Origin of the sequence: Vibrio sp. TRT 2004 (genome assembly GCF_050113735.1) — a bacterium.
Taxonomy (GTDB): Bacteria; Pseudomonadota; Gammaproteobacteria; order Enterobacterales; family Vibrionaceae; genus Vibrio.
Map to the genome: position 1 here is coordinate 1 of NZ_JBNJOH010000096.1, position 2610 is coordinate 2610.

Sequence of the window (2610 nt, forward strand, 5' to 3'; positions counted from 1 at the left end):
GAGCGATGCTTAGTCGATACCTCAATCGCATCGATCAATCGTCCTGAGTGGATTGAAAAAGACATTCCCGTTGTAAACACCAAAATAATTTCTGATGTTGCAACAGAGTTTGAACTTGGCTTTACCCAAGTAGAGCAAACCCAACCGTTAAAGGATTTTTGGCAAAGCTTTTTCTCTTCAGATACAAACGAAGATATCCAAAAGCTATTAAAGAAATATAACGCACACTTGAACAACCCAGTAAGACAGGGAGAGATTGTAGTCGTCGTAAGCAAAGAACCAATCAACGAAGGGCAGAGAAGTAAACTCGATGCTCTAATCGAGGAAGCAGAAGCAGCCAGTGTCGAGTTAGCGAAACTGACTGAGGAACAAATTACTACCATTAATCGCCATTTTGAAGTACTAGATTATTATGCTGATGAAACAATAAAAAAAGTCGGCTCAGATGGTCTTCCTGGTGACTTATACGCTTATGCTTCATTGGGAGTCGGTGCTATAGCCACAGGTGTTGAGCAACATTTAAAAAACATCAATGGTGTGCTTCTTGAAATTAACCACCTTTACGTCTCTCAAGTTGCGATGGCAAGCCGTGTTGGTGGTGTTAACTATGGTTCTTTTGTCGCAGAACGTGCTGCGCTATTCAAAAAGCTAGATGGTAGCTTTGCTGCATTATCGAAACGTTCTGTTCAAATCCCAGTTTACACTCAGATTAGACGTAACTTAAAACTCTCTACTCATTCTATTATCCATAATGCTGATGAAATTATTGCAAAAGGTCTGGTACCGAATTTAGGTAAGCGTATAGCGAATGTGGCGATTGGTATCGCGACGTCTCGTGGAGTCGGTTACGTAGGGCTAGTGCTTGGTGCAGCAAGTGGTACGAAGAATATTTATGAAGCCTGTTCTATCGATGGTTCAGGAGAATGCGGCAAAGTGACGGCTCGTGAAATAACAGGATTTATTGGTGGTGTCGGTGGGGGAACCGTTGGTGGAAATGTGGCCGCCACTGGCACTATTTTGGTACTGGGAATTGTTGGTGTTACCTCTGCGCCTGTGTTATCAATTGCTTCAATTGGTGCTTTTGTTGCAGGAGGCGCCATTGGTGGAATCACTGGTACGGCTATTGGAAAAACCTTTGGTGATATCCTTTATGAAAAGGTCATCGACCTTAAAGAATCGAGTGAAGAGCTTGTAGAGGATTGGCTTTGAGTAATTTTTTTGAACATGCTTATACTATTATTACAGGCATACTAGCTGTATATGTGATCATATGGTCTGTTCCCGCAGTAATTATGAGTGCAATGGTCTCACTAGGAAGCATTGAAAGAATTGTATTTATTGACAAGCAATTAGCTAAGAATTTGGATAAATATTACGATGACCAAGGGTATATGAAATGGAACTACCAAATGTCCTATTCTATAGGGACTAGATTGTTTGGTTACTGGCTAGCCTACCCATTTATAAGACATAGAGTAACAACTAAATCTAAATGGTTCAGATTGTTTATGTGGATTAATAGTATTGGGATATGGAGCTGGCTTCTAGTTCCTTCCCTATCTTTTGTAGAAAAATTAATGTAACCGCAGTTGTGTGAAATCAACGTACATTCAGCAAAGTTACGATGCGTGTCCGTTTCAATATGTACGCCGATGAAAATGGCAAGCAACAAGTCGTTAGTATAAAAACGGGCGAAGGAAGTGCATACGGTGATCGTGTAGCGAAGCGTGAGGCAGTGCAGCAAGGGCAACACTTTATTGCTGAGTTGGATAATGGTATCACCATTACCTGGACACCTGACGGCTCAACGGATGTATTCACACCTGATACCGTCCTCCCCGAGAATGACCAACTGGATGTTCACAATATCTTGGTTCACCCAATTGAAGAGCATGAGCAAGAAATTGGCACGGTTCTCTACCCAGAAGAAGATCTAGCCGAGTATATTGTGACTTTTCCTGCGGATGCTGGGTTGCCTCCTCTTTACCTGATGTTCCAAAAAACGGCGCGTGATGAGTCTGGGGTGGTAACGGGGAATGGCGAAGATATAACGGGCATATGGTTAGAGAAAGCCAGTGAGGGGTTAGGTTCACCAGTTCCGTCGGAGGTTGCAAATAAGCTCAGAGGTAAAGAATTTAGTAATTTTGATGCGTTTAGGAAAGCCTTTTGGAAAGCGATTGGTGATACAGAATTAGTGTCCCAATTTACACCGAATAATCAAGAACTAATTCGCCAAGGTTTTGCCCCGTTCACTAGATTCAAAGATCAAGTTGGAGGACGGCAAAATATGAAATCCACCATAAGGTAGAGATTCAACATGGTGGTGGGGTCTATGAGTTAGATAACATGGGCATAATGACACCTAAAAATCATATTCGTATTCATTCAACGTCAGAGAGTTAAAATGAAAACCACAATAACAGAATATACAGAAGCAGATTTTTTAAAACTCGTAGTAGATATATGCAAAGTTAATGTTTCTAGCGAAAAAGAGCACAATGATTTTGTAATGCACTTCTGCGAAATAACACAACATCCAGACGGCTCAGATCTGATTTATTACCCAGAGAATCCTGAAGATGGAACGCCTGAAAATATTGTTAGAATCGT

The 2610-nt window shown here is 41.3% G+C and carries 1 protein-coding gene and 2 pseudogenes; all 3 read left to right on the forward strand.

The window, feature by feature from the left end; translation table 11 throughout:
* A pseudogene (locus ACQEXR_RS19865) lies at positions 1-1209 on the forward strand (hypothetical protein); the annotation flags it as partial.
* Positions 1210-1606: 397 nt separating this feature from the next.
* Positions 1607-2403: pseudogene (locus ACQEXR_RS19870) on the forward strand (S-type pyocin domain-containing protein); the annotation flags it as partial.
* A gap of 1 nt (position 2404) precedes the next feature.
* The coding region (locus ACQEXR_RS19875) for a bacteriocin immunity protein (RefSeq protein ID WP_427021002.1) at positions 2405-2610 on the forward strand (206 nt) is incomplete at its 3' end.